Origin of the sequence: Ensifer sp. ENS07 (assembly GCF_014852185.1) — a bacterium.
Classification (GTDB): domain Bacteria; phylum Pseudomonadota; class Alphaproteobacteria; order Rhizobiales; family Rhizobiaceae; genus Ensifer; species Ensifer adhaerens.
The window spans coordinates 252,929-277,997 of sequence record NZ_JACVBE010000001.1 but is presented as its reverse complement, the minus strand read 5'-3'; the positions used below and the strand labels follow the sequence as shown (position 1 = coordinate 277,997).

Here is a 25,069-nt window from a genome sequence, read left to right as displayed (position 1 = left end):
TTGTGCGGCGAAGCAGGCATCAAGGGCATCGACCCGATTCCCGCTCAAACACCGCAAATGAAGCGCTCTCGAAAGCTCCGCTTGGGGGCCGGGTTCAGCAACAGTGAAAGCCTGAGGCATGGCAACGACACCGATCATCTATTCCCAGGCCCTGATGCTGCTCGGTGGCGCAGTGATCGCCGCTCCCATCTTCAAGCGGCTCGGGCTCGGCACGATCCTCGGCTACCTTTCGGCCGGCGTGCTGATCGGACCTGTCGCCCAAAGCATCACCGAAGGCGAGCAGATCCTGCACGTCTCGGAACTCGGCGTCGTCTTTCTGCTCTTCATCATCGGGCTCGAACTCAAGCCTTCGCGCCTCTGGCAGATGCGACGCGACATCTTCGGCCTCGGCACGGCGCAGGTGCTGCTGACAGGCATCCTGCTTTCCTACGCCATCTATGCCCTCGGCCTCCTCGATCATGGCGGCAGCATCATCGCCGGCTTCGGACTGTCCCTCTCGTCGACGGCATTCGCCATGCAGATCCTCGACGAGGGCAACGACCGCAATACGCGCTACGGGCAACGCGCCTTTTCGATCCTGCTGCTGCAGGATCTCGCGATCGTGCCGCTTCTGGCGCTGATCCCGCTGCTGGCGGCACAGGCGCCCGAGGACACCACGCCGCCGCTCGAGGATTTCGCCATCGCCACCACTGCGATCGTCGTGCTCTTCGCTGCCGGGCGCTACCTTGTGAATCCGCTGTTCCAGCTCATCGCTCGCACCGGCGCACGCGATGTCATGATCGCCGCCGCACTGCTTGTGGTAATGGGGGCGGCGACCATGATGCAGCTCGCCGGATTGTCGATGGCCATGGGTGCCTTCCTTGCAGGCGTGTTACTGGCCGAGTCCTCATACCGCCATGAACTCGAGGCGGATATCGAGCCGTTTCGCGGTATCCTGCAGGCTCTGTTCTTCATGGCGGTCGGCCTGTCGCTAGAGCTCGGCGTCATCGTCGAGCGCTACCAGCTGATCATCATCGCCGTGCCGCTGCTGATGGCACTGAAGAGCCTGGTTCTCTATTGGCTCTGCCGCTTCACCGGATCACATCACAATGACGCCGTGCGCATCAGCCTGCTCTTGCCGCAGGGCGGCGAGTTCGGCTTCGTGCTGTTCACGGCGGCGGCAAGCGCCGGCGTCTTCTCGGACGGCAACGCCTCGCTGCTGGTCGCAATCGTGACCCTGTCGATGGCGCTGACGCCCCTTGCCTCAATGCTAGCGCCGAAATTGATGCGCGAGCAGGACGAGATGGACGAAGAGATCGAAGAAGACTTCGATGGCGCCAATGCCGATGTGCTGATGATCGGCTTCTCCCGCTTCGGCCAGATCGCCGCCCAGATCCTGCTTGCCGGCGGTCGCGATGTGACGATCATCGATCATTCCGCCGCGCGCGTGCGCCAGGCCGCGACCTTCGGCTTCCGGATCTATTTCGGCGACGGCAACCGCCTCGACGTGCTGCGCGCCGCCGGCATCGAACGGGCCAAGATCGTCGCCGTCTGCACCCAGAAGAAGGAAACGACCGACCACATCATCGATCTCGTGCAATCCGAATATCCGAATGCACGCATCTACGCCCGCTCCTACGATCGTCTGCACACGCTGGAACTGCGCGCCAAGGGTGTCGACTACGAGCTGCGCGAGACCTTCGAGTCCGGCCTGCTCTTCGGCCGCAAGACGCTGGAGGCACTTGGGGTCGGCGACGACGAGGCGATCGCGATCATGGACGACATCCGCAAGCGCGACGAGGCGCGCCTCGTGCTACAGGAGGCCGAGGGCATCACCGCCGGCCGCGACATGCTGCACTCGCGGCCTGTGCGCCCGGAGCCGCTGGTCAAGCCGAAGCGCGAGGTCGATCATTCGCAAGAGACCGGCGAACGGATCCTCCCGGGCCTTCCCGCGGACGAGCGCGAAAGCGCCTAATCGCTCACGCTGCGACGGCACGCTCCGTCATTGCCAAGGTTCAGGCGCCAAGCTTCAAACACCCAGGTTCAGGTAAGCCTTGGCGCTGTCATCCGCTCTTCGAGTGCGCGCTTCAGTTCGTCCTTGATCGCAGCCGTTGCGTTCAGCACGTCCTGGGCGCGCAGGAAATCCATCACGCGGTAGCGGCCGACATCGGGACGCAACAGGATGTCCGGCGCCCCCTCCTTCAGCTTCATGGCGATGATCGACTGCATCATCAGCTGGCTCGCGCCGAACAGGCTGTCGATCCGGCTCGGGATCGCCTTGCCGTCGCCATCCGGCCCGCCGACGACATCGACCGCAATGACGATATCGGCAAGGCCGCGCAGGTGATCGAAGGGAATGGGATTGTAGATGCCGCCGTCGATCATGACCCGCCCGTCGATCCGGACCGGCGTGAAGATCGCCGGCAGCGCCGCAGACGCAGCCAGGGCCTTGCGGAGGTCGCCCTTCTCGCAGATCTTCTCCGTCTGACCGTAATAGTCGGTGGCGACTACTTTCAGCGGGATTTCGAGGTCGGAGAATTTTTGCGGGATGGCCTCGGGCAGGAAGGCCTTGAGCACCCGCTCGACATTGAACTGGCCGAAACGGAAGCCGCTCGCCATCGCTTCGGAAAGACTCGATGGCCGCAATTGCCACAGGCGGTTAACCACTTCGCGCCGGTGGCCGACGGTCGAGAGTGTATGGGCCCGGATCTCTTCGCCGCGCAAACCCGCCGCCATGCCGGCGCCCATGATCGCACCGATCGACGAGCCCGCGATCGCGACCGGCCGAATGCCGAGTTCATCCAGTGCCTCGATGACATGGATATGCGCAAGACCGCGGGCGCCGCCACCGCCAAGCGCCAGCGCGACGGTGGGCCGCGCCGGGGCCCCTGCCGATCCATGCGTCATCGAAAGATCCTGCTTCATCGGCATGCCTCCGCGCTGGGCGGGTTGAGAAAATGGCGTCGTCCGGCTGAGCCTATCCCGGCAACTCAACCGAAATTACGGCATCAGGCTCCGCGAAACCGATAGAAATGCATGCGCGTGTCGCCGAACACCCTGACGTCGAGGTTTTCGAAGACGGCGACCGGCGCCGGCTGGACATCTGCCCGCTCTTCGAGGATCACCAGGGCGCCGGGCACCAGCCAGTTGCCGATGGCAGCCGACTCCAAGGCCTTTTCGCCCAGCCCCTTGGCGTAGGGCGGATCGGCGAAGACGAGATGAAACGGCTCCATCGTACCGACGCCGCCAAGGCTGGTGGCGTCGCGCCGGAAGACCTTGGCCCGGCCCTGCAGGCCGAGCGTCTCGACGTTGGTCTGGATCAGGCCCCTGCCCTCGACGCCCTGCTCGACAAAGAGCGCATGCCGGCATCCGCGCGACAGCGCCTCGAAGCCGACGGCGCCGGTGCCCGCGAAAAGGTCGAGCACACGCGTGCCGTCGAGCGCGTTCGGATAGGAATGGCTCAGAATGTTGAACAGGCTTTCGCGCGTCCGGTCCGTGGTCGGCCGGATATCGTTGGACTTGGGGGTCGCCAGGCTGCGACCCCGAAACTCTCCGCCGACGATCCGCACGACCGCTTAGTTTCCTCTGCCGCGCGGCTTGCCGCCGCCAGCCGGGCGCCCGCCGCCGGAGCGACCAGGACCGCCGGGGCGTCCACCGCCGGGCTTGCCGCCACCAGGCTTACCGCCGCGCGGACCGCCGGAGCGTTCACCGAAGGATTTTCCGCCCGAGGGCTTGCCGCCGAACGACTTGCCGCGAGGCTTGTCGCCAAACGGACGGTCGCCACCTTCGCGACGCGGCGGACGGTCACCGTCAGCGCGTGGAGCCCGCGGCTTGTCGAACCGGCGATCACCGCCGTCGCTGCGAGCCGGACGGTCACTGAACGAACGCTCACCGCCTTCGCGACGCTGCGGACGATCACCGTCGGCGCGTGGCGCCCTCGGCTTGTCGGAATAGCTGCGCGGTCCGCCTTCAGAACGGGGACGGTCGCCGCCGTCACGGCGCGCAGGACGGTCACCGTGATCGCGCGACCTGCGGTCACCCGCGTCGCCCGACTTGCGTCGGCCAAAGCCGCCATCGCGGCCCTCGTCCTTGCCGCGACGGGCAGGCTCGCTGGCGCTGATCCATTCGCCCTCGTCGTCGCGACGCTTGACCGGCGCGGCAGACGCTGGACGATCGGCGCGGTCGAAGTCTCTGTGCGGGCCACCCTTGCGGTCCGGGTCGAACTTGCCGGTCGTCTTCGTCGCCAGACCATCCTTGTTGCGGCCGTAGCGCTTGGACTTCGGCGCGCTTTCCGGACGCTCGCGACGGGCGGACTTCTCGGTGGCATCGCCATCAACGGACTTCGGCTTCTTTTCGGCGAGCGGGCGGGCGCCCGGCGCCATCCAGACATTGGCCGTGCGGGCGCGCTGAGCCGGCGCGCGCTTCGGCCGATCCTCGAACTTGGCGTCGCGGTCTTCGCGCGGGCCACCCTTGCCGCGGGCACCATCCTTGCCACGACCACCACCGTCGCGGCGGTCGTCACGACGGGTGTCCAGACGAGAAAGGGCACGCTCGCGCTTGTCCTCCGGCTTTTCCCAGCGGTTGTTGCGCTCCGGCCTGCGCGTGTCGGCGGCGTCGTCTTCAGCCTCACCGGCAACGGTCGCCGCCTGATCATTGTAAAGCGGCGCGTCGAAGTTCGCCTTGGCGTCCTCGATCAGGCGCGGTCCCAATTGGTCGCGCAGCGTGCGTCCGCGAATTTCCTGGACGTGTCCCTCCGGCAGTTCGCCGAGCTGGAACGGGCCGTAGGAGATGCGGATCAGGCGGTTGACGTCGAGGCCGAGCGCGCCGAGCACGTTCTTGATTTCGCGGTTCTTGCCTTCGCGAAGCCCCATCGTGATCCAGACGTTCGAGCCCTGGACGCGGTCGAGCGTCGCTTCGATGGCGCCGTACAGCACGCCGTCGACGGCGATGCCGTCCTTCAGCTTGTCGAGCGCTTCCTGATCGATCTCGCCATGGGCGCGCACGCGGTAACGGCGCAGCCAGCCGGTCGACGGCAGTTCGAGCACGCGGGCAAGGCCGCCGTCATTGGTGAGGAGCAGCAGGCCCTCGGTGTTGATGTCGAGGCGGCCGATCGACAGAACCCGCGGCAGCTCGTCCGGCAGGTTCTCGAATACGGTCGGACGGCCCTCCGGGTCGGCATTGGTGGTCACCAGACCGGCCGGCTTGTGATAGAGCCAGAGGCGCGTGCGCTCGATACCGCGGATCGGCTGGCCATCGACCTCGATCGCATCGGCGAGCGTCGCGTTGACCACGGGCGTGTCGAGGATGACACCGTTGAGCCTGATGCGGCCTTCCATGATCATGCGCTCGACGTCGCGACGCGAGGCAACGCCGGCGCGCGCCAGGATCTTCGAGATACGCTGCGGCTCGTCGGCGGCCGCTGCAGCCGCTGCCGGGCGCTCCCGGGCCGGACGCGAAGCGCCGGCCTTGGGATCAGACGTCTTTGCGTCGAAGCTCCTGCCGGGGCCCTTGGCACCGAAAGACTTCGGGCCGGAAGCCTTGGCTCCTGCAGCCTTTTTCGGCGCAGCGCCCTTCTTGTCGGCGAAATGCGGTTTCTTGTCCCGGCCAGCGGACTTGCCGCCAGGCCGCGTGGGCTTGTCTTTGGATGTCATTTGTGTTGCCTGCCTTTTGCGGCTGTCCTATCAGGTCGCGGCCCGTGGGTTAAGAGAAATTATTGTTTGAGCGATGGCTGAGACGACACGCTTCATGGATGCGGCCCTTGAAGAGGCCCGCAAGGCTGCCGAACGCGGCGAAGTGCCGATCGGCGCCGTGGTGGTTTTCGACGGCCGTATCATCTCGCGCGCCGGCAATCGCACCCGCGAGCTCAACGACGTGACCGCCCATGCGGAGATCGTCGCCATCCGCGAGGCTGCCGCCGTCCTCGAGGACGAAAGGCTGACCGGCGCCGATCTCTACGTCACGCTCGAACCCTGCACCATGTGCGCGGCGGCGATTTCATTCGCGCGCATCCGTCGCCTCTATTACGGCGCCGACGACCCGAAGGGCGGCGCGGTCGACAGCGGTGTGCGCTTCTTCGGCTCGCCCACCTGCCACCATGCGCCCGATGTCTATTCGGGCCTCGCCGAGCGGGAAGCCGCCGATATCCTCAGGGATTTCTTTGCCGGCAAGCGGTGAGCCCCCTTAACGTCTTCAGTCGGCGGCGAAGCTTTCGAGCGCGACACCCGAAAGGCGGTAGCGCGTCCACTCGGACATCGCCTCTGCGCCGACCGATTCGTAGACGCGGATCGCCGGTTCGTTCCAGTCGAGCACACTCCATTCGAAGCGGCCGCAGCCCTCCTCGACGGCAATCTTTGCCAGATGCTTCAAGAGCATCTTGCCGGCGCCCGAGCCGCGGCAATCCGGCGTGACGTAAAGATCCTCGAGGTAAAGACCCTTGCGCGCCTGCCAGGTGGAATAGTTGTAGAACCACATGGCAAAACCAGCCGGCTTGCCATCCTTCTCGCAGATCACCGCGCGGGTGATCGCACCGGGACCGAAGAGCGAGGCCTGCAGCATCTCGACCGTCGCCTCGACGGCGTCGGGCTCCTTCTCGTAGATGGCAAGTTCGGTGATGAAGCGCAGAATGGTTTCGGCGTCTTCCGGGCGGGCGTCGCGAATGCTGATGGTCATGGCTCAGGCGCTTCTCAAGCAGTTCCAGCAGCCAAGCAAACGCGCTTTCGACCGGAACTGCATAGATCCAAGGGAGAGAGGCATTTCGCCGTTCAAGGGAACGGCGAAAACGGGTTTAGAAGGGCCAATACCACTTGGAGCCGGTATTCTTGATCTGCGCCTCCTTCTTGCGGCGGCGCTCCTTGTCCTTCTCCGGCTCGCCGAGATCGGTCTCGGTACCCTCGGGCAGGCGGCGGTAATCGAGCGGCGGATCGCTCAGGAAGCGGCGCTTGTCGGAATAGGCGCCCATCTCGATCTTGCGCCCTTCACGATAGGCCTCCTGCTGCTCCTTTGCAGAGAGCCGGCGACCGTTGGCGCTTGCCTTGGCAAGCGGCGAGACATAGTTCGGGTTGTTCTTGTTGGCGTCGGCCTCTTCACGCAGGCGGTTGCGCACCTCTTCCGGAGACTCGACCCATTCCGGGTTCCCCTCGCGGCTGGCGAGCGACTTCTGCGGCTCGACGAGCGAGGCCTGCTGGGCCGACGGCGGCAGGACGAGACCCGGACGCGGCTGGTACTTGACCGGATCCCGCTTCGGCGGGCCGAAGCTTGCGACGCTGCCGAGGTCGTCCATGAGCTGTTCGCCGGCGGTCTTGTCCGTGCCGTAGGTCGGGCCGCCGATGCAGCCCGTAAGCACCAGGCCGCTCGTCAAAATGGCGGCCACGCTGGCAAACACTCGCAACTCTCGCGTCATTTCCATGAGATTCCTTCCAGCCGGCCACCAGTCAGCGCGGCCACTCAAGCGCCCATGGCGGAGAAATCCGCCAAATTTCGGGCAGGTTTTACCGGATGAACGCAAGGAGTGCAATTCATCCGGTAACAATGCGTTAAGCCTTGAAACCAAGCTCGCGCAAGGCAGCGGCATCCCGGGCGGACACGTCCGGGTAGAGTGCGTCAGAACCGACATCGGTCGTGATCCGCCAGGAGCGAGCGCATTTCTGGCCTTCGGCAAGCTTCGGCACGACGCTGACCTTGGCCACGTCAGCCAGCCGGAACGCGTCGGCCGGACCTTCGGTGGTCTCGACAGTGATCCCCGAGGTGATGCAGATCTCGGCGAAGTCCTGGCCTTCCAGCGCCTTCAACAGCTCCGGATCGGCGACGTGGACGACCGGTGCGGCTTCCAGCGACGAGCCGATGCGCTTGTCCTTGCGTTCGATCTCGAGCGCGCCGGTGACGACGGTGCGGACCGCACGGATCTTCTCCCACTTGGCTTCGAGCGCATCGTTCTTCCATTCCGCCGGGATCGCCGGGAACTGTTCGAGGTGCACCGAGACCGCATCGGGCTTGCGCGACAGCCAGGCCTCTTCGGTCGTAAACGGCAGCATCGGCGCCAGCCACAGCACGAGGCAATCGAAGAGCTTGCGGATAACGGCGAGTGCCGCACGGCGGCGCAGGCTCGACGGCGCGTCGCAGTAGAGCGCATCCTTGCGAACGTCGAAATAGAAGGCCGAGAGCTCGACGTTCGAGAAATCGATCAGCGAACGGGCGATCTTCTTGAAGTCGAAGGCGTCGTAGCCTTCGCGCACGACCTGGTCGAGTTCGGCCAGGCGATGCAGCATCAGCTTTTCGAGTTCCGGCATCTCGGCATAGGCAATTTCCTCGCCGTTGTCGTGGGCGAGCGTGCCGAGCATCCAGCGGATCGTGTTGCGCAGCTTGCGATAGGCGTCGATGTTTGTCTGGATGATCGTCTTGCCGAGGCGCTGATCTTCCCAATAATCCGTCGTCATCACCCACAGGCGCAGGATGTCGGCGCCGGCATCCTTCATCACCTCTTGCGGGGTGACGGTGTTGCCCTTCGACTTCGACATCTTCTCGCCCTTCTCATCCATGGTGAAACCATGGGTGACAACGGCGTTGTAGGGTGCGCGGCCGCGCGTGGCGCAGGCCTCGAGCAGCGAGGAATGGAACCAGCCGCGATGCTGGTCCGAACCTTCGAGATAGACGTCGGCCGGCCACTTCAGGTCCGGACGGTCTTCGAGCGTGAAGGTATGGGTCGAACCGCTGTCGAACCACACGTCGAGGATGTCCATGACCTGATGCCACTTGGCATGATCGTGGTCGTTGCCGAGGAAGCGATCCTTGGCGCCTTCGGTGAACCAGGCATCGGCACCTTCCTGTTCGAAAGCGTCGAGGATGCGAGCGTTGACGGCCTCGTCGATCAGGATCTCGCCCTGATCGTCGGCAAAGATCGCGATCGGAACGCCCCAGGCACGCTGGCGCGAGAGCACCCAGTCCGGACGGCCTTCGATCATCGCACGCAGGCGGTTCTGGCCGGCGCCCGGAACGAAGCGGGTGTCGTCGATGGCAGACAGCGCGCGCGATCGCAGGGTCGTGCCATCACCGAAGGCCTTGTCCATGTAGACGAACCATTGCGGCGTGTTGCGGAAGATCACCGGCTTCTTCGAGCGCCAGGAATGCGGATAGGAATGCTTGAGGCGACCGCGAGCGAAGAGCGCGTGACGGGCGATCAGCGCCTTGATGACGCGATCGTTGGCGTCGCCCTTCTTGCCCTTGTCGTCGATGACGCGGCCGGCGCCACCTTCGGCGTCCGGGCCGAAACCATGGGCGTCAGCGGTGAAGTATCCGGCGTCGTCGACCGTGAACGGGATCGCCGAGGAGATGCCGCGGGCTTCGAGCGCGCGGGCATTGTCCATCCAGGCATCAAAGTCCTCGCGGCCGTGGCTCGGGGCCGTGTGCACGAAGCCGGTGCCGGCATCGTCGGTCACGTGGTCGCCGTCGAGCAGCGGCACCTTGAAGGCGTAGCCGCCGCCCAGACCGTGCAGCGGATGGGCGCAGGTCACGGACGACAGTTCATCGGCCTCGAGGTCGCGAACGAAGTTGAAGGTGAGCTTCGCCTTGGCGGCAGACTCATCGGCCAGGCGCTTGGCAAAGATCAGCTTCTCGCCCGGCTGGGGGCCGAAATCGTTCTCGGCGGTCGCCACTTCGTAGAGGCCATAGGCATAACGCGACGAGTAGGCGATGGCGCGGTTGCCGGGGATGGTCCAAGGCGTGGTCGTCCAGATCACGACGAAGGTGCCGGCAAGGCTGTCGGGACCTTCGGTGACCGGGAACTTCACCCAGATCATGTCGCTTTCGACATCGGCGTATTCGACTTCGGCTTCGGCAAGTGCCGTGCGCTCGACGACCGACCACATGACAGGCTTCGAGCCCCGATAGAGCTGGCCGAGCTTGGCGATCTTCATCAGCTCACCGGCGATGCGCGCTTCGGCGTGGAAGTTCATCGTCGTGTAGGGATTGTCGAAGTCGCCCTCGATGCCGAGACGTTTGAACTCCTCGGCCTGGACCTGGATCCAGCCGGCGGCGAAATCGCGGCATTCCCGACGGAATTCGTTGACCGGAACCTCGTCCTTGTTCTGGCCCTTCTCGCGGTACTTCTCCTCGATCTTCCACTCGATCGGCAGACCGTGGCAGTCCCAGCCGGGCACGTAGTTGGCGTCGAAACCGCGCATCTGGAACGAGCGGTTGATGACGTCCTTGAGGATCTTGTTCAGCGCGTGGCCGATGTGGATGTTGCCGTTGGCATAGGGCGGGCCGTCGTGCAGCACGAACTTGTCGCGGCCGGCAGCCGATGCGCGCAGCTTCTTGTAGAGGCCCATCTTCTGCCAGCGGGCCACCGTTTCCGGCTCCTTCTGCGGCAGGCCCGCGCGCATCGGAAATTCCGTCTGCGGCAGATAGAGGGTCGAGGAGTAGTCGATCTTTTCAGCGGTGTCGGTCATGGTTTTTGCAATCGCTTCTTCGCGCGAACGGCCGCGCATACGAAATGGGCTCGGTATCGAGAGATGACTGGGGCGTCGGAAACGCCGAAATCCCGGACCTTCCGGCTGATCACAGCACGCGGAAGGCCGGGCCAATAATTCGCTGATCGATGATCAATCGACGGTGCCGGGTCATGGTGGCCGGTTGTTTAAGGCGTTTTCGGCCTTTTGAAAAGGTCCGCCGCCGCGCGAAGACCGAAATCTTTTATCGGGCGAAGTTGAGCTTGCGGTCGATGTCACCGAGTGGCGTGACGCCGGAAAGCAGCGCGCGGGCCTCGGCCTCGTCCTGCCGGATCTGCGCCACCAGCGGATCGAGGCCATCGAATTTCAATTCGTCGCGCAGGTGACCGAAGAAAGTCACGGCGCAGACTTCGCCATAGAGATCGCCGGAGAAGTCGAAGACGAAGGTCTCGAGCAGCGGTTCGCCGTCGCTGTCGACCGTCGGCCGGCGCCCGAAACTGGCGACCCCGTCGTAAAGCGAGCCGTCGGGACGACGGAAGCGCACGGCGTAGATGCCGGGTCGGAGTTCCACCTCGGGTGCAAGCCGCATGTTGGCGGTGGGGAAACCGAGTTCGCGACCGAGCTTCTTGCCGCCGATCACCTCGGCTTCGACGAGATAACGGTAGCCGAGCATGCCCGCGGCCTGGGCGACATCGCCTTCGCCGAGCAGCGCGCGGACATAGCTCGACGAGATGACGGATGCATTTTCATCACGGAAGGCATCGACCAGCGTCACACCAAACCCGTTGTCGCCGCCTGCCGCCATCAGAAAGGCAGGCCCGCCTTCGCGGCCCTTGCCGAAATGAAAGTCGAAACCGGTCACCACATGCGAGGCATGCAGCCATTCAAGCAGGATGCGGTGGATGAAATCCGAGGCGGAAAGCTGAGAGAAGGTACGGTCGAAGGGATATTCGATGACGGCGCCGAAGCCCATGCCTTCGAGGATGCGGGCCTTCAGCGGCGCCGGCGTCAGCCGGAAGACTGGAGTGTCCGGGCGAAAAACGGTTCGCGGATGCGGCTCGAAGGTGAGCACGAGCGCCGGCACGCCGCGCGACTTGGCCTCCTCCAGCGCCCGGTTAAGGACCGACTGGTGGCCGCGGTGAACGCCATCGAAATTGCCGATGGCGACGACACCGCCGCGCAAGTGCTCCGGAAGCGGATCACGGGTCTCGTTGCGATGAAAAACCGTCATCTCCGTCTTCCCGTCAGGCGAGCCGTGGCATCCAGTATTTCGGCGAGGCGCCCTCCTTCTTGAGGAAGGCGGCAAGCTTCGCCTCGTCGGTCCGGCTTTCGTTCATGTATTCCTGGGCGTGGATACCGGCGCTGATATAGAGCAGATCCAGGCCCGCGTCCTGCGCGCCCTTGACGTCAGTCGGCATGCCGTCGCCGACGGCGATGACACGGGTCAGGTCAATCGCTCCGCGTGCGGCCTTCGCCTCGCCCAGGGCGGCGCGATAGATCGCGATATAGGGTTTGCCGGCGATGCGCGCCTCGCCACCCAGCTCTTCGTAAAGCTTGGCAATCGCACCGGCGCAGGGGATCAGCCGGTGACCACGCTCGACGACGAGGTCCGGGTTGGCGCAGATGAACGGGATCTTGCGCTTGGCAAGGCCCGTCAGGGTCGCGCGGTAATGCTCGGGCGTTTCGGTCTCGTCGTCATAGAAGCCGGCGCAGACGACCGTCTCGGCATCTTCCGAGGAAACGATCTGCGTCCCCAGCCCCTCGAGCAGGGGCAGGTCGCGCTCGGCGCCGATGAAGAAGATCTTCTTGTCGGCGGCAGCGATCAGCGCCCGGGTCACGTCGCCCGAAGTGACGATCCGGTCATAGGCTTCGTCGGGCACGCCGAGACTGCGGATCTGCACCTTCACCATCGGGCTCGGGCGCGGCGAATTGGTGATGAGCACGACGGTCAGTCCGGCGGCGCGCGCCTCGGCCAATGCTTCACAGGCGGAGGCGAAAGCCTGCACGCCGTTGTGAAGCACGCCCCAGACGTCACATAAAACGACATCGTAGCGCTTGGCGATTTCGCGAAAACTGTTGATCCTTGCGGCCATCCTGGCTTCCTGCAAACACGGTTTCCGGCTTGCATGGCAAGGAAGGCAGGAGATTACAAGTCTCGTCTCCCGAAAAAGGCGCACCCTCCCAAGGATTCCGGCGGTCTCGAGAACCAGGAAAAATGCACTGCAGGTGCGGCCCGCCGCGCAGAAGCACATTGTCGTGGTTATCAACCGTCAAAATCCCGCCCATGCCACTCATCGACGCGATCGCCCACATTTCGCCAAGAATGGGGCTAGGCTGCCTGTGCCCGCGCCTGCCGCGCCCGTCCAGGGCACCTGCCGTCAGCAAAAAATCTAGGCGCCGATCCTTGACTCACCCCATACCCAAGCTTATCTCGGCATCGCTAGCACTCGATAAATGAGAGTGCTAACACCCATCCATCGGGTCGATCAGCGATCCGTAATGTCATTTGATCGAGGGATTAGACTAATGGCAAGCACCAACTTCCGCCCGCTGCACGACCGCGTCGTCGTTCGCCGCGTTGAGTCTGAAGAGAAGACCAAGGGCGGCATCATCATTCCGGACACCGCCAAGGAAAAGCCGCAGGAAGGCGAAATCGTCGCCGTCGGTTCGGGCGCCCGTGACGAAAGCGGCAAGGTCGTTGCCCTCGACGTCAAGGCTGGCGACCGCGTTCTGTTCGGCAAGTGGTCGGGCACCGAAGTCAAGATCAACGGCGAAGACCTTCTGATCATGAAGGAAGCCGACATCATGGGCATCATCGGCTGATCAGCCGGCGTCCACCCCTTTTTATGACAACCAATGGGCAATGAGCCCGGGAGTTTTCTCTAATGGCTGCAAAAGAAATCAAGTTCGGCCGCACCGCGCGCGAAAAGATGCTGCGTGGCGTCGACATCCTCGCTGACGCCGTAAAGGTCACGCTCGGCCCGAAGGGTCGTAACGTCATCATCGACAAGTCCTTCGGCGCTCCGCGCATCACCAAGGACGGCGTATCGGTCGCCAAGGAAATCGAACTCGAAGACAAGTTCGAAAACATGGGCGCCCAGATGGTCCGCGAAGTTGCTTCGAAGACCAACGACATCGCCGGCGACGGCACCACGACTGCAACCGTTCTTGCCCAGGCGATCGTTCGCGAAGGCGCAAAGGCTGTTGCTGCCGGCATGAACCCGATGGACCTGAAGCGTGGTATCGACCTCGCTGTCACCGAAGTCGTCAAGGATCTCCAGGCCAAGGCCAAGAAGATCAACACTTCGGAAGAAGTTGCACAGGTCGGCACGATCTCGGCCAACGGCGAGCGTCAGATCGGCCTCGACATCGCTGAAGCGATGCAGAAGGTCGGCAACGAAGGCGTCATCACGGTTGAAGAAGCCAAGACCGCCGAAACGGAACTCGAAGTCGTCGAAGGCATGCAGTTCGACCGCGGCTACCTGTCGCCCTACTTCGTCACCAACCCGGAAAAGATGGTCGCTGACCTCGACGACGTCTTCGTTCTCCTTCACGAGAAGAAGCTCTCGAACCTCCAGGCCATGCTCCCGGTTCTCGAAGCTGTCGTTCAGACCGGCAAGCCGCTCCTCATCATCGCTGAAGACGTCGAAGGCGAAGCTCTTGCAACGCTCGTCGTCAACAAGCTGCGTGGCGGCCTGAAGATCGCTGCCGTCAAGGCTCCGGGCTTCGGCGATCGCCGCAAGGCCATGCTCGAAGACATCGCCATCCTGACGGGCGGCACCGTGATCTCCGAAGACCTCGGCATCAAGCTCGAAAACGTGACGCTCGACATGCTCGGCCGTGCGAAGAAGGTTTCGATCTCCAAGGAAAACACGACGATCGTCGACGGCGCCGGCCAGAAGGCCGACATCGAAGGCCGCGTTGCCCAGATCAAGGCCCAGATCGAAGACACCACCTCCGACTACGACCGCGAAAAGCTGCAGGAACGTCTTGCCAAGCTCGCTGGCGGCGTTGCCGTGATCCGCGTTGGCGGCTCGACGGAAGTCGAAGTGAAGGAAAAGAAGGACCGCATCGACGACGCTCTCAACGCGACGCGCGCTGCTGTTCAGGAAGGCATCGTACCGGGCGGCGGCGTTGCCCTGCTGCGTTCTTCCGTCAAGATCACCGTCAAGGGTGCAAACGACGACCAGGAAGCCGGCATCAACATCGTTCGTCGCGCTCTGCAGGCTCCGGCCCGCCAGATCGCTGAGAACGCTGGTGACGAAGCCTCCATCGTTGTCGGCAAGATCCTCGACAAGGACCAGGACAACTTCGGCTACAACGCCCAGACCGGCGAATACGGCGACATGATCTCGATGGGCATCATCGACCCGGTCAAGGTCGTTCGCACCGCCCTTCAGGACGCTGCTTCGGTTGCCGGCCTCCTCGTCACGACGGAAGCCATGATCGCCGAACTGCCGAAGAAGGACGCCCCGGCTGGCATGCCTGGCGGCATGGGCGGCATGGGCGGCATGGACATGATGTGATAATGGCGACAGCCTTATCGCAGCATCGTCCATAAAGCTTCGCCCATGCACTTAAAGTGGTTCAGCGCGTCAAGCGCGCTGAACGGGCGGCATGGACATGATGTGATAATGGCGAAAGCCTTATTGCAAGGATCCATCCGGATCGGAAAGGCGGCCTTCGGGTCGCCTTTCTTGTTTTTTATCAATGCCACTCATCGCCGGAGAGCATCTGCCGAACAGTCGGCAGGAAAAAACCCATCGGTTGTAGTCAGGCTTCAAAAAACCGTTGAAGTCGAAAAAAAACGAACTATAACAGCGCCCCAAGTGAGCGAAGATTGAGGGGAGACTGGGCGGCACACTTAAGGCAGACAGGCAATCGCCGGGGCTTTTTCGTATTCGCTGCCCATCCGGTAATTCTTCGAGACTATACCTAAAGAATAAAAGCATTTAATCGCAAATTAAGCCGACACTCTCCTTCGAAATAAGTTCGCCGGCGAGATCCACTACTATCTATAGACCTTTCTACTTGAGAAAACACCCACATCACGTGGCGTGCGCTCTCGTATTGGTCATGTCGGACGCAGTTTGCACATTGGGACGCGTTTCCCTGGAGCGCCAAAGGCAGCTCCGGGAACTCTGCTGGGGTAGACCGTGTTTAAGATCACCAGAGCAAATTCCGCTCCCCTCGGCTCTTCGGGACATCTGCATCCGGGCCTACCGCATCATGAATTCATGGAGCAGTTTTGCGTCTCGGAGGGGTGGTCCGGCGACCTGTCGACGGGCCTGTTCCGGCTCGGCGAGAAGGCGGCCGCGATCCATGGCCTGCGTGACGGCGAGTGCGGCCTTCTGAACTTCGTTCGCTGCTACGATCCGGCCGATCGCAATCACGTGCTCGAACTGTTCGAACAGGCGGCAACGAGCTGCTCGTCTTTCTGCTTTTCGACGACGATCGCGCTGGAGGAGTCCGGCCAGAAGCAGCCGCTGTTCTGCATCGGAGAATCCTCCGGCCTCGAACAGCGCTATTCCGGCATGATCACCGGCATCTTTTTCTTTCCACGCTTTCTCGTGGAAGTCGCGGGTCGCGCACTGCTGCGCCAGTAAGCCCGCCCCTGCCCGCGCACGGGCCCGAGTGTAGAGAACCCTCGATCACATATGGCCGCCGCAATCGCCCCATGGGCGATTGCGGTGAAGGTGTGCGGCAGAGACGCGGACGTACGGCTCAGGCTGCCGCCGCGTCGTCCTTGTCCGTGAAGAGCACCGTGATCGGCGCCGGGCGACCAAGCAGATAGCCCTGCGCCTCGTCGCAGCCCTCGGCTTGCAGGATATCGAGCTGCTTCTGCGTTTCGACGCCTTCGGCAAGGACAGGCACGGACAGGCTCTGGCCGAGCGCAAGAATGGCGCGCACGATCGCCTTGGCCTGCGGACTGCCTTCCACTTCCCACATGAAGCTCCGGTCGAGCTTGATCTTGTCGAAGGGGAAGGAGCGCAGCGTCTCGAGCGACGAATAGCCGGTCCCGAAGTCGTCGATCGCGATGGTGACGCCCAGTTCCTTGATCTGGCGCAGCGTCAGCAGCGCCCGCTCCTTGTCGTCGATGATCGTCGATTCCGTGATTTCGAGCTCCAGCCGGTTCGGGTCGAGACCCGTGTCGGCAAGCACGTCCTGAACCAGGCTGACGATGTCGCCGTTGGCAAGCTGGACCGGCGAAAGGTTGACGGCAATCTTATGACTGCTCTCCCAGCCCGCCGCCTCGCGGCAGGCCTCGCGCAGCACCCATTCGCCGATCGGCAGGATCGCGCCGCATTCCTCGGCAAGCGGGATGAATTCGCTCGGAGGCACCATGCCGCGTTCCGGATGGCTCCAGCGCAGGAGCACCTCGTAGCCGATGACGGCGCCGCTCATCACAGACTTCTGCACCTGGTAGTGCAAGGCAAGCTGCTTCTTCTCGACCGCGTCCCAGAGATCGTTGGCAAGCGCGCGCCGCTGGCGGGCAGCTTCATCCATCGACACCTCGTAGAAGCAGACGGTCTGGTTGAGGGCGGCCTTCGCCCGGTACATCGCAAGGTCGGCATTGTTGATTAGCGTGTCGGCCGTCTCGGCATCCTGCGGATAGATCGCGACACCCATGCTGCCGCCGGACTTGAGCTCGAAATCGCCAAAGCGCATTTCCTCATGCAGGCTCTTTTCGATCCGGCGCAGGAAGTCGTTAAGCTCGGAGAGTTCCTCGAAGCGCTTGACCGCCGCGAACTCGTCGCCGCCGAAGCGTGCCACGAACTCGCCTTCCTGCAGGAGGCCCTTCATGCGCTGGGCGATCGTCACCAGCACGAAGTCTCCGGCGGCGTGACCGTGCAGATCGTTGACTTCCTTGAACTTGTTGAGGTCGATGCCGATGACGGCGACCTTGCGGTTGAACCAGGCGGCCGCGTCCAGCTCCTCTTCGAGATAGCTGCTGAACTGCAGCCGGTTCGGCAGCCCCGTGAGGCTGTCGTGGCGGGCAAGGAAGGTAATCTGCTCCTCGGTGTCGAGCCGCTCGGTGATGTCCTCATAGGTGCTAACCCAGCCGCCATCGGGCAGCGTGCGATGCTTGGTCAGGATCGAGCGGCCGTTGACGAGCTTTTCGACGATATCGCCGCCGCCATTGCCGACCATTTCGATCCGGTGCTTCTGGTAGAGCTCCTCGGCCTTGGTCCGGGCCATCTCCGGATCTGTGTAGATGCGGGCAAAGACGATGTCGAGGATTTCGCGGAAGGTCAGCCCCTTGCCGGCGAGTGTCTCGGAGAAACCGAAGATCTCTCGGCAGCGACGGTTGGAGAGCAACAGCCGGTCGCTGCTGTCGAACAGGCAGATGCCCTGCGACATGTTCTCGAGCGCGACATCGAGATTGTTGCTGACTTCGGCGATACGGTCGGCGTCAAGCTTCGCCTTGGTGATGTCCTTGACGATCTTGATGAAGCCGGCGTGCTTGCCGTCGTCGTCCATGAAGGGGTCGAGCACCACGTGAGCCCAGAACCGGGATCCGTCCTTGCGATAGCGCCAGCCTTCGTTCTCGTACTTACCATCGGCCAGTGCGACCTCGAGCGCCCGCTGCGGTACGCCGTCGCGCTGATCCTCCTGCGAGTAGAAGCAGGCGAAATTCTGGCCGACGATTTCCTCGCCCTTATAGCCCTTGTTGGCCTCGGCGCCGGCGTTCCAGCTGGCGACGCGGCCGTCGGTGTCGAGCATATAGATCGCGTAGTCCTTCACGCTGCGCACGAAGCGGGCGAATTCCCGTTCGGCAGCAGCGGCGGAAAGCTCGGCATGATGGGCGAAGCCGGCGGCGATCAGCACCATCGACAGCAGGAAGAAGGCGGTGCCGGCGATGACGAAGGCAAGCAGATGCGGCTGGATCATGCCCGCATGGGTCGGCGTCAGCAGATCGGCCTCGATCGTGACCGCGCCCATGGCGGTGAAATGCAACGCGACGATCCCGAGCGTCATCAGCAGGGTGGCAAGGATCTTCGCCTTCAGCGGCTTGCCGACACTGGCGATCGTGCGCAGAGCGGCGATGTCAAACAGCGAGCCGACGACCACGGAGGCGACGACCAGTGCCGCATTCCAGCGGATGCTGCCCGGCACGTCGAGCGCCGCCATGCCAAGAAAATGCATGCAGGCGACGCCGCCGCCGAGAACGAAGCCGCCAGCAACCCAGCCGAGGCGGTCCTGAACATGGGTCGCGATCAATAGGGCCGTCGTGGTGAGGATGATGGCAACGGCCAGCGACAGGCCGGTGAGATCCATCTGGTAACCGAGGACGACGCCGGGATCATAGGCGAGCATGGCGATGAAGTGGGTCGCCCAGATGCCGAAGCCGCTGGCGATGCCGGCGGCCGTCGCCCAGATCGCTTTCGCCTTGCCCGAGGAGCCGCGGGCGCGCTGCAGCAGCGTTACTGCTCCGTAACTCGCGAGAAAGCACACAAGTGCGGCCAAAACGACCAGTCTGGGATTATGCTCTACCACCAGGCATGTAAGAACCTTGAACATCGCCAATCGCCTAAATCAAATTCTGTCGGGAAACGAGACCTCTCGCCTCCACTTAAGCTGCCTGTGTTGGCGTCAGGTGATTTAAGGAAGTGATAAATCGAGGCTCTGCCGGGCAATTGCCCAGCAAGACAATAGTTTCGTCGTTAACGAATTTTGAAACCACGCCGCCTTCAAGTTGCAGCCTGCCAAAAAGCGCCGCCTGGCGTGGTTCGCCGCCTATGCTTGCGACAGCAGCGCCTTGAGGTCGGATTGGGGATCGGCGATGACGGCCCGGTCAGGATTGATGCCGCTCTCCAGCAGCTTCTTGCCGGTCACATAGGCCTTGGCGTCGTTGATCGCATCGACGGCCACCAGGCGCCCCTGCCGGAAATACCAGACCGACACGCTGCCTTCGCGCTGGCCGAGCCTGACGATGGTTTCGTCGTGGCCGAGCCCGAAGCCGGCGATCTGCAGCTTGACGTCGTACTGGTCCGACCAGAACCAGGGCTTGGGATCGTAAGGGGCATCACTGCCGGCAAGGATAGCCGCGACCGCTTCGGCCTGATCGACGGCATTCTGCACCGACTCCAGCCGGATGCGCAGATCCTCGAAGGGAAGAACGGCGCAATCACCCATCGCGAAGATCGCCGGATCGGAGGTGCGGCCATGCGCGTCGACGACGATGCCGTTTGCGGTTTCGAGCCCGGCGTCGTGGGCCAGGCGATCATTGGCGGTCACGCCGATGCCGACGATGACGACATCGACCGGCAGGGTCGAGCCGTCGGAAAGCTCTGCCGCCGTGACACGGCCGTCGTCTCCGACGAGACGATTGAGGCCAGTGCCTTCGCGGATATCGACGCCGCGGCCACGGTGAATTTCCCGTACAAGGCCCGACGTCGCCGAGGAGGCAACGCGTTGCAGGATGCGGTCGGCCATTTCGATGACCGTGACGTCCAGGCCGCAGGTGCGCGCGACGGCTGCCGCTTCAAGACCGATGTAACCACCGCCGATGACGAGCGCGCGACGGCCGGGCTTCATCTCCTCGGCAAGGCGGTCGGCATCCCTGAAGTCGCGAACGACGAAGACACCCTCGAGATCGCCGCCGACCGAGGCCGGCAGCCGGCGCGGCGTGGCGCCGGTCGCAAAGGCCAGCACTTCATAGTCGAGCGATGTGCCATCGCTGAGCGTCACGTGTTTGCCGGCCCGGTCGAGCCCGATCACGGTCGTTTCGAGGCGCACGTCGACAGCGTGCTCGCCGTACCAGGCTTCCGGCCGGTAGAGCAGGCGGTCGAGGCTCATCTCGCGCAGGAGATACTTTTTGGAGAGCGGCGGGCGCTGATAGGGCAGGCTTGCTTCGGAGGCGACGATGGTGATCGGCCGCTCGTCCTTGAGCGCACGGAGCTTCGCAACCAGAGCAAAGGCGGCCTGACCGCCACCGACAACAACAAGCCTTCCGGACACGCTTCCCACCTGCCTTTATTCATCTGTACAACAAGGCCTAGCCTTCCGCCCGAGCTTCGTCAACTCTGGCACAGGCCACGCCGTTTGCTATTCCTTGCGCGGCACGTCCATGCCCTTTTGAGCCGCCGGGCGCGACAGGCCGCGCTCGACCCAAGCCATCACCTTGGGGAAGCTCTTGTAATCCAGGACCTCGGCACCGCCATAGAATCTGCGCGCGCCTTCGACCCAGGGATAGGTGGCGATGTCGGCGATCGTGTAATCGTCGCCCATCAGCCATTGCCGCCCTTCAAGGCGGGTTTCAAGCACGCCGAGCAGCCGCTTGGCTTCGTCACGGTAGCGCTCGACGGGGTAGGAATTGTTGGCGACCTTGTCGGCGGCGAACTTGAAGAAGTGACCGAACTGGCCGAACATCGGACCGACGCCGCCCATCTGGAACATAACCCAGGCGATCGTTTCGTAGCGGCCGGCCGCGTCGGCAGGCAGCAGCTTGCCGGTCTTTTCAGCGAGATAGATGAGGATCGCGCCGGACTCGAACAGCCCGATTGGCTTTCCATCCGGGCCGTTGGGATCGATGATCGCCGGGATGCGGCCGTTGGGGTTGAGCGAGACGAACTCCGGCGACTTCTGGTCATTGGTATCGAAGGCGATGCGGTGCGGTTCGTAGGGCAGGCCCAGCTCTTCGAGCGCGATCGAAACCTTCACGCCGTTCGGCGTCGGCAGCGAATAGAGCTGGATGATATCAGGGTTTTTCGCCGGCCAGCGCTTGGTGATCGGAAAGGCGGACAGATCGGCCATGAAGGTCTCCTGGAACGGAACAGCGGGAAGCGGCAGAGACGCCGCACGCACACTTACATAGGAGCGGAGGGCGCGCCTTTTGAGGGCCCTACTTTATTTTTGTAACCGGCGGGATCGTCAAGACCGCGCCTGCTCCGTTCGCAGCGTCAAAGGACGCTACGAACGGCCGCGATAATCCGTGCCACGACCGGATCGCCGTCGTGAGCCGCCTTGCGCGCCCGAACCAGGCAAGCTTCGGAACGCAGGATCACGCCATCGGTGAGTATCTTCAGGTGGTTTGCCTTCAACGTCGAACCGGTCGAGGTGATGTCGACGATGATGTCGGCGGAACCAGAGGCCGGCGCGCCTTCGGTCGCCCCGAGGCTTTCGACGATGCGGTAAAGCTGGATGCCGTGGCTGCCCGAGAAATGGTTCTGCGTCAGCCGCCAGTACTTGGTGGCGATCGCCAGACGGCGACCATGGCGGGCACGGAAATCGGCGGCAACGTCGCCAAGGTCGGCCATGGTGTCGACGTCGTACCAGACCTCAGGCACCGCGACGACGACGTCGGCATGACCGAAGCCGAGACGGGCGCAGAACTCGACGCGCGCATCGGCGTTGGCAAGCCCCTCGCGCACCAGGTCTTCGCCGGTTACGCCGAAATCGATTGAGCCGTTGCCGAGCTCGCGCGAGATTTCCGACGCCGAAAGAAACGCAATCTCTACATCATCAGCACCTTCGACGCGGCCGCGATAGGAGCGGTCGTTGCCGACGGCAACGATCTTCAGGCCGGCGCGTTCGAAGATCGCCGAGGCGTCATCCTTCATCCGCCCCTTGGACGGCAAGGCGATAGTGATGGTCATTGGGCGCCTCCTTCAGAGGCAATCGCCTTTTCGATGCGGTCGAGCCAGAGCGAGAAGCCGACGGCCGGGATATGCTCGCGGGCGCCGAGCAGGGTCAGCAGCCGATCGAAGCGGCCGCCGCCGGCAAGAACGGCATGCGTTCCGGCAAGCTCAACCTCGAAAACCAGGCCGGTATAATAGTCGAGAGGACGACCAAAGGCCGCTCGATAACGAATGGCGCCGATGTCGGAACCGGTCTTGCCAAGGGCGGCGACGCGGGCATCGAAACGGGCGAGCGCGTCATCGATCTTGAGGCCGGATTTCTGCGCGAAAGCGAAGAGTGCGGCCGGCGCATCGGCAAGCGGCACGTCGAGCGCCAGAAACGCGGCGACCTGATCCAGCGTCCTGCGGTCGAGCCGCGTGTTCGCCAGTTCCATCTTCTCCTTCAGCCGGCGCGCAATATCCTGCGGCGAACGGCTAGCGTTGGTCGAATAGCCGGTCGCTTCCATCGTTGCGGCGACATGCGCGACGAGACGGTCCTCGTCTTCGAGCAGGCCGTCCATCGACAGCCGCACGACTTCAGGACCGAAGACGCCGACCGTGCGCGGATGGGCGAGCTCGATCAGAAGCTTCTGCAGGTGCTTCTGGTCGCCGAAGGCGTGGATCAGCCGCTTCTGCCAGCCAGCCGGCAGGCCACAGGCGCCGACGACGGCTTCAAACACGGCCTGGTCGCCAAGCGTCACGCTGAGAGACCGGTCCGGCACCCGGTTGGCGACGATGCGCATCGCGTCAGAGACGGCGCGCGCATCGGCTGCCGCCGTATCGGTGTCGCCAAGATCCTCGATGCCGGCCTGGTAGAATTCGTTGCCGCCTTCGCGGCGCTGGCGGAAGACCTCGCCGAGATAGGCATAGCGCTTCGGCGTTCCGGTCACCGCCTCGATATGGCGGAGACAGACGGGAATGGTGAATTCCGGCCGCAGGCACAGGCTCTCGCCGGTCTCGCTCTCGGTCATGAAGATGCGGCGGCGCAGATCCTCGCCGGCCATGGCGAGGAAAGGCTCGGCCGGCTGGATCACCGGAGTGTCGACACGCAGCGCGCCGAGGCTTTCGAAGTCGGCAAGCAGCGCATCGGCAAAGGCTGGCAGATTGATGAGGGCCATAGTCGTCAGCCCCTTGCCCGATCCTCGGCCTGTGCCGCCAGCATCTCGCGCACCTTTTCGACCAGTTCGGCCGTCGGCACGGAAACCTGGGCCACGCGCGCCTCGCGCCAGGCCGCATTGTCCTCGATCTCACCCGACAGGCGCTTGCCCTCGATCAGATCCTTGATCTGCACGACACCGGCGGCGCGCTCGTCGCCACCCTGGATGATGGCGAGCGGCGAACCACGGCGGTCGGCATATTTCAGCTGATCGCCAAAGTTCTTCTTGTTGCCCTGGTACATTTCGGCGCGGATCCCGGCATGGCGGAGCTGCTGGACGAAACGCTGGTAATGGCCCATCGCCTCGATGTCGCGGTCCATGACGCAGACGACAACAGGCGCGAGCACGTCAGATGCACCGAGCTTGCCGAGGTTCTTCAGCGCCGTCATAAGGCGGGAAACGCCGATCGAGAAACCGGTCGCCGGGACCGGCTGACCCATGAAACGCGACACGAGACCGTCGTAGCGACCACCACCGCCGACCGAACCGAAGACGACCTTTTCGCCCTTCTCGTTGGTGACGGCAAACTGCAGCTCGGCCTCGAAGACGGGGCCGGTATAATATTCGAGACCACGCACGACCGAGGGGTCGATCTTGATGCGGTCAGCCTCGTAGCCGGCGCTCAGGACCAGGCTGCGGATGGTGTTGAGTTCCTCGACACCTTCGCCGCCTTTGGCGGTACCTGAAACGAGCGCCGCCAGTTCGTCGGCACTTTCGGCATAATTCTGGATGCCGACGAAGAACAGGACCTTGTCGATCTGCTCGCCATTGAGGCCCGCACCCTTTGTGAAGTCGCCGCTTTCGTCCTTGCGGCCTTCGCCGAGCAGGAGCCTGACGCCTTCGGGGCCGAACTTGTCGAGCTTGTCGATGGCGCGCAGCACCGTCAGGCGGGCATTGACCTTGTCGTCGCCGCCAAGACCGATCGCCTCCATGACGCCGTCGAGCACCTTGCGGTTGTTGACGCGGATCACGTAGTCGCCGCGCGCAATGCCAAGGGCTTCCATGGTGTCGGCCATCATCATGCACATTTCGGCGTCCGCCTGGACGCCGGCGGCACCGACGGTGTCAGCATCGAACTGCATGAACTGGCGGAAGCGGCCCGGGCCAGGCTTCTCGTTGCGGAAGACGTAGCCGGCGCGATAGGTGCGGAACGGCAGCTGGATCTCGTTGAAGTTCTCGGCGACGTGACGGGCGAGCGGCGCCGTCAGGTCGTAGCGCAGAGACATCCACTGATCGTCGTCATCGGTCAGCGAGAAGACGCCTTCGTTCGGCCGGTCGCTGTCGGGCAGGAACTTACCGAGCGCATCGGTGTATTCGAACAGCGGTGTTTCGACCGGGTCGAAACCATAATGCTCGTAGACCGCCCGGATCTTGCCGATCATTTCGTCCGTCGCGCGGATATCGGCAGCGGAGCGATCGACGAAGCCGCGCGGAAGACGCGCCTTGAGCTTCTGCGGTTTCTTCTGTTTCTCGGTCATGGGAGCATTCCGGACTGTCTCTTGTTGGCTGCTTTCCCTATCGGATCAAGTGGGGGGCGGCAAGGGTTTGCACCGCGCAAAGCGTTCGCCCGGGCCATGCGCCGGCGCTTTGCGTCAAAGCCTGGCACGGGTGAGCTTCGCGTCATCGGGATCGACACGCACCATCGCGACGCGTCGGGGAGGACTTGACCTCAACCAAAAGGCGCATTAGACGATATGCAATCACTAAAAGTTTATCGCCTGACCGATCGACGACGTTCCGGCTGCACCGATGATCGTCTATCTTCGCGGCCAAGGGCCGAGTACCTACAAACGAGTTTTCGATGCAATGACTGCATCGGGAAAACACTTCAATGGCAAACAACGCATCGAAGCGCCTTGCGGCAGTGGCG

Annotated in this window: 19 protein-coding genes; 5 read left to right on the top strand and 14 right to left on the bottom strand. The window is 63.5% G+C overall.

Going from position 1 to position 25,069, the window contains the following annotated elements:
- Positions 1–118: 118 nt before the first annotated feature.
- Positions 119–1,954, top strand: coding sequence for a monovalent cation:proton antiporter-2 (CPA2) family protein (locus IB277_RS01290; protein WP_034800989.1), 1,836 nt, complete (start codon positions 119–121; stop codon positions 1,952–1,954).
- 68 nt (positions 1,955–2,022) lie between these two features.
- On the opposite strand, the gene IB277_RS01285 is transcribed toward IB277_RS01290, so the two are convergent.
- From IB277_RS01285 to IB277_RS01275, 3 genes are all read right to left on the bottom strand, one after another.
- Positions 2,023–2,904, bottom strand: a complete 882-nt coding sequence (locus IB277_RS01285) for a patatin-like phospholipase family protein (RefSeq protein WP_060529841.1) — start codon at positions 2,902–2,904, stop codon at positions 2,023–2,025.
- A gap of 83 nt (positions 2,905–2,987) precedes the next feature.
- Positions 2,988–3,548, bottom strand: a complete 561-nt coding sequence (rsmD, locus tag IB277_RS01280; protein ID WP_060516422.1) for a 16S rRNA (guanine(966)-N(2))-methyltransferase RsmD — start codon at positions 3,546–3,548, stop codon at positions 2,988–2,990.
- Between the two features lie 6 nt (positions 3,549–3,554).
- Entirely contained in the window at positions 3,555–5,630 is a 2,076-nt protein-coding gene (locus IB277_RS01275; RefSeq protein WP_034800981.1) for a pseudouridine synthase, read from the bottom strand.
- 73 nt (positions 5,631–5,703) lie between these two features.
- Here IB277_RS01275 and IB277_RS01270 point away from each other — a divergent pair, with 73 nt between their 5' ends.
- On the top strand, positions 5,704–6,153 hold the full coding sequence (locus IB277_RS01270) for a nucleoside deaminase (protein WP_089044722.1): 450 nt from the start codon (positions 5,704–5,706) through the stop codon (positions 6,151–6,153).
- Positions 6,154–6,168: 15 nt separating this feature from the next.
- Here the strand turns inward: IB277_RS01270 and IB277_RS01265 are convergent, their stop codons facing one another.
- The 5 genes from IB277_RS01265 to IB277_RS01245 form a co-directional block, all read right to left on the bottom strand.
- Positions 6,169–6,648 carry a GNAT family N-acetyltransferase gene (locus IB277_RS01265; RefSeq protein WP_090294884.1) on the bottom strand — a complete coding sequence of 160 codons (480 nt, stop codon included), beginning with the start codon at positions 6,646–6,648 and terminating at the stop codon, positions 6,169–6,171.
- A 115-nt stretch (positions 6,649–6,763) separates the two neighbouring features.
- Entirely contained in the window at positions 6,764–7,384 is a 621-nt protein-coding gene (locus IB277_RS01260) for a hypothetical protein (protein ID WP_060516427.1), read from the bottom strand.
- 127 nt (positions 7,385–7,511) lie between these two features.
- Positions 7,512–10,421 (bottom strand): isoleucine--tRNA ligase, encoded by a 2,910-nt coding sequence (gene ileS / locus IB277_RS01255; RefSeq protein ID WP_090295116.1) that lies wholly within the window; start codon positions 10,419–10,421, stop codon positions 7,512–7,514.
- 244 nt (positions 10,422–10,665) lie between these two features.
- The gene (locus IB277_RS01250) at positions 10,666–11,652 is read right to left on the bottom strand and encodes a bifunctional riboflavin kinase/FAD synthetase (protein WP_034800973.1); all 987 of its coding nucleotides are present in this window, start codon (positions 11,650–11,652) and stop codon (positions 10,666–10,668) included.
- Between the two features lie 13 nt (positions 11,653–11,665).
- Positions 11,666–12,514: a TIGR01459 family HAD-type hydrolase gene (locus IB277_RS01245; RefSeq protein ID WP_034800971.1), complete on the bottom strand. Its 849-nt coding sequence runs from the start codon at positions 12,512–12,514 to the stop codon at positions 11,666–11,668.
- 433 nt (positions 12,515–12,947) lie between these two features.
- Between IB277_RS01245 and groES the strand changes: the two genes are divergently transcribed.
- The 3 genes from groES to IB277_RS01230 all read left to right on the top strand — a co-directional run bounded on the left by groES (position 12,948) and on the right by IB277_RS01230 (position 16,027).
- Positions 12,948–13,244: a co-chaperone GroES gene (gene groES, locus IB277_RS01240; RefSeq protein ID WP_004675403.1), complete on the top strand. Its 297-nt coding sequence runs from the start codon at positions 12,948–12,950 to the stop codon at positions 13,242–13,244.
- Positions 13,245–13,306: 62 nt separating this feature from the next.
- Positions 13,307–14,947 carry a chaperonin GroEL gene (gene groL, locus IB277_RS01235; RefSeq protein ID WP_034800965.1) on the top strand — a complete coding sequence of 547 codons (1,641 nt, stop codon included), beginning with the start codon at positions 13,307–13,309 and terminating at the stop codon, positions 14,945–14,947.
- Between the two features lie 630 nt (positions 14,948–15,577).
- Positions 15,578–16,027: a hypothetical protein gene (locus IB277_RS01230; protein ID WP_034800963.1), complete on the top strand. Its 450-nt coding sequence runs from the start codon at positions 15,578–15,580 to the stop codon at positions 16,025–16,027.
- 118 nt (positions 16,028–16,145) lie between these two features.
- On the opposite strand, the gene IB277_RS01225 is transcribed toward IB277_RS01230, so the two are convergent.
- The 6 genes from IB277_RS01225 to hisS all read right to left on the bottom strand — a co-directional run bounded on the left by IB277_RS01225 (position 16,146) and on the right by hisS (position 24,677).
- Positions 16,146–18,944, bottom strand: coding sequence for an EAL domain-containing protein (locus IB277_RS01225; protein ID WP_192370687.1), 2,799 nt, complete (start codon positions 18,942–18,944; stop codon positions 16,146–16,148).
- A gap of 216 nt (positions 18,945–19,160) precedes the next feature.
- Entirely contained in the window at positions 19,161–20,384 is a 1,224-nt protein-coding gene (locus tag IB277_RS01220) for an FAD-dependent oxidoreductase (RefSeq protein WP_192370685.1), read from the bottom strand.
- Positions 20,385–20,471: 87 nt separating this feature from the next.
- Entirely contained in the window at positions 20,472–21,179 is a 708-nt protein-coding gene (locus tag IB277_RS01215; RefSeq protein ID WP_060584061.1) for a glutathione binding-like protein, read from the bottom strand.
- A 146-nt stretch (positions 21,180–21,325) separates the two neighbouring features.
- Complete coding sequence (gene hisG, locus IB277_RS01210) at positions 21,326–22,021, bottom strand: ATP phosphoribosyltransferase (protein WP_043618363.1); 696 nt, start codon at positions 22,019–22,021, stop codon at positions 21,326–21,328.
- The gene (locus IB277_RS01205; RefSeq protein WP_110818510.1) at positions 22,018–23,160 is read right to left on the bottom strand and encodes an ATP phosphoribosyltransferase regulatory subunit; all 1,143 of its coding nucleotides are present in this window, start codon (positions 23,158–23,160) and stop codon (positions 22,018–22,020) included. The genes hisG and IB277_RS01205 overlap by 4 nt, the downstream gene beginning before the upstream one ends.
- 5 nt (positions 23,161–23,165) lie before the next feature.
- Positions 23,166–24,677 (bottom strand): histidine--tRNA ligase, encoded by a 1,512-nt coding sequence (gene hisS, locus IB277_RS01200; RefSeq protein ID WP_060584058.1) that lies wholly within the window; start codon positions 24,675–24,677, stop codon positions 23,166–23,168.
- Between the last annotated feature and the right edge of the window lie 392 nt (positions 24,678–25,069).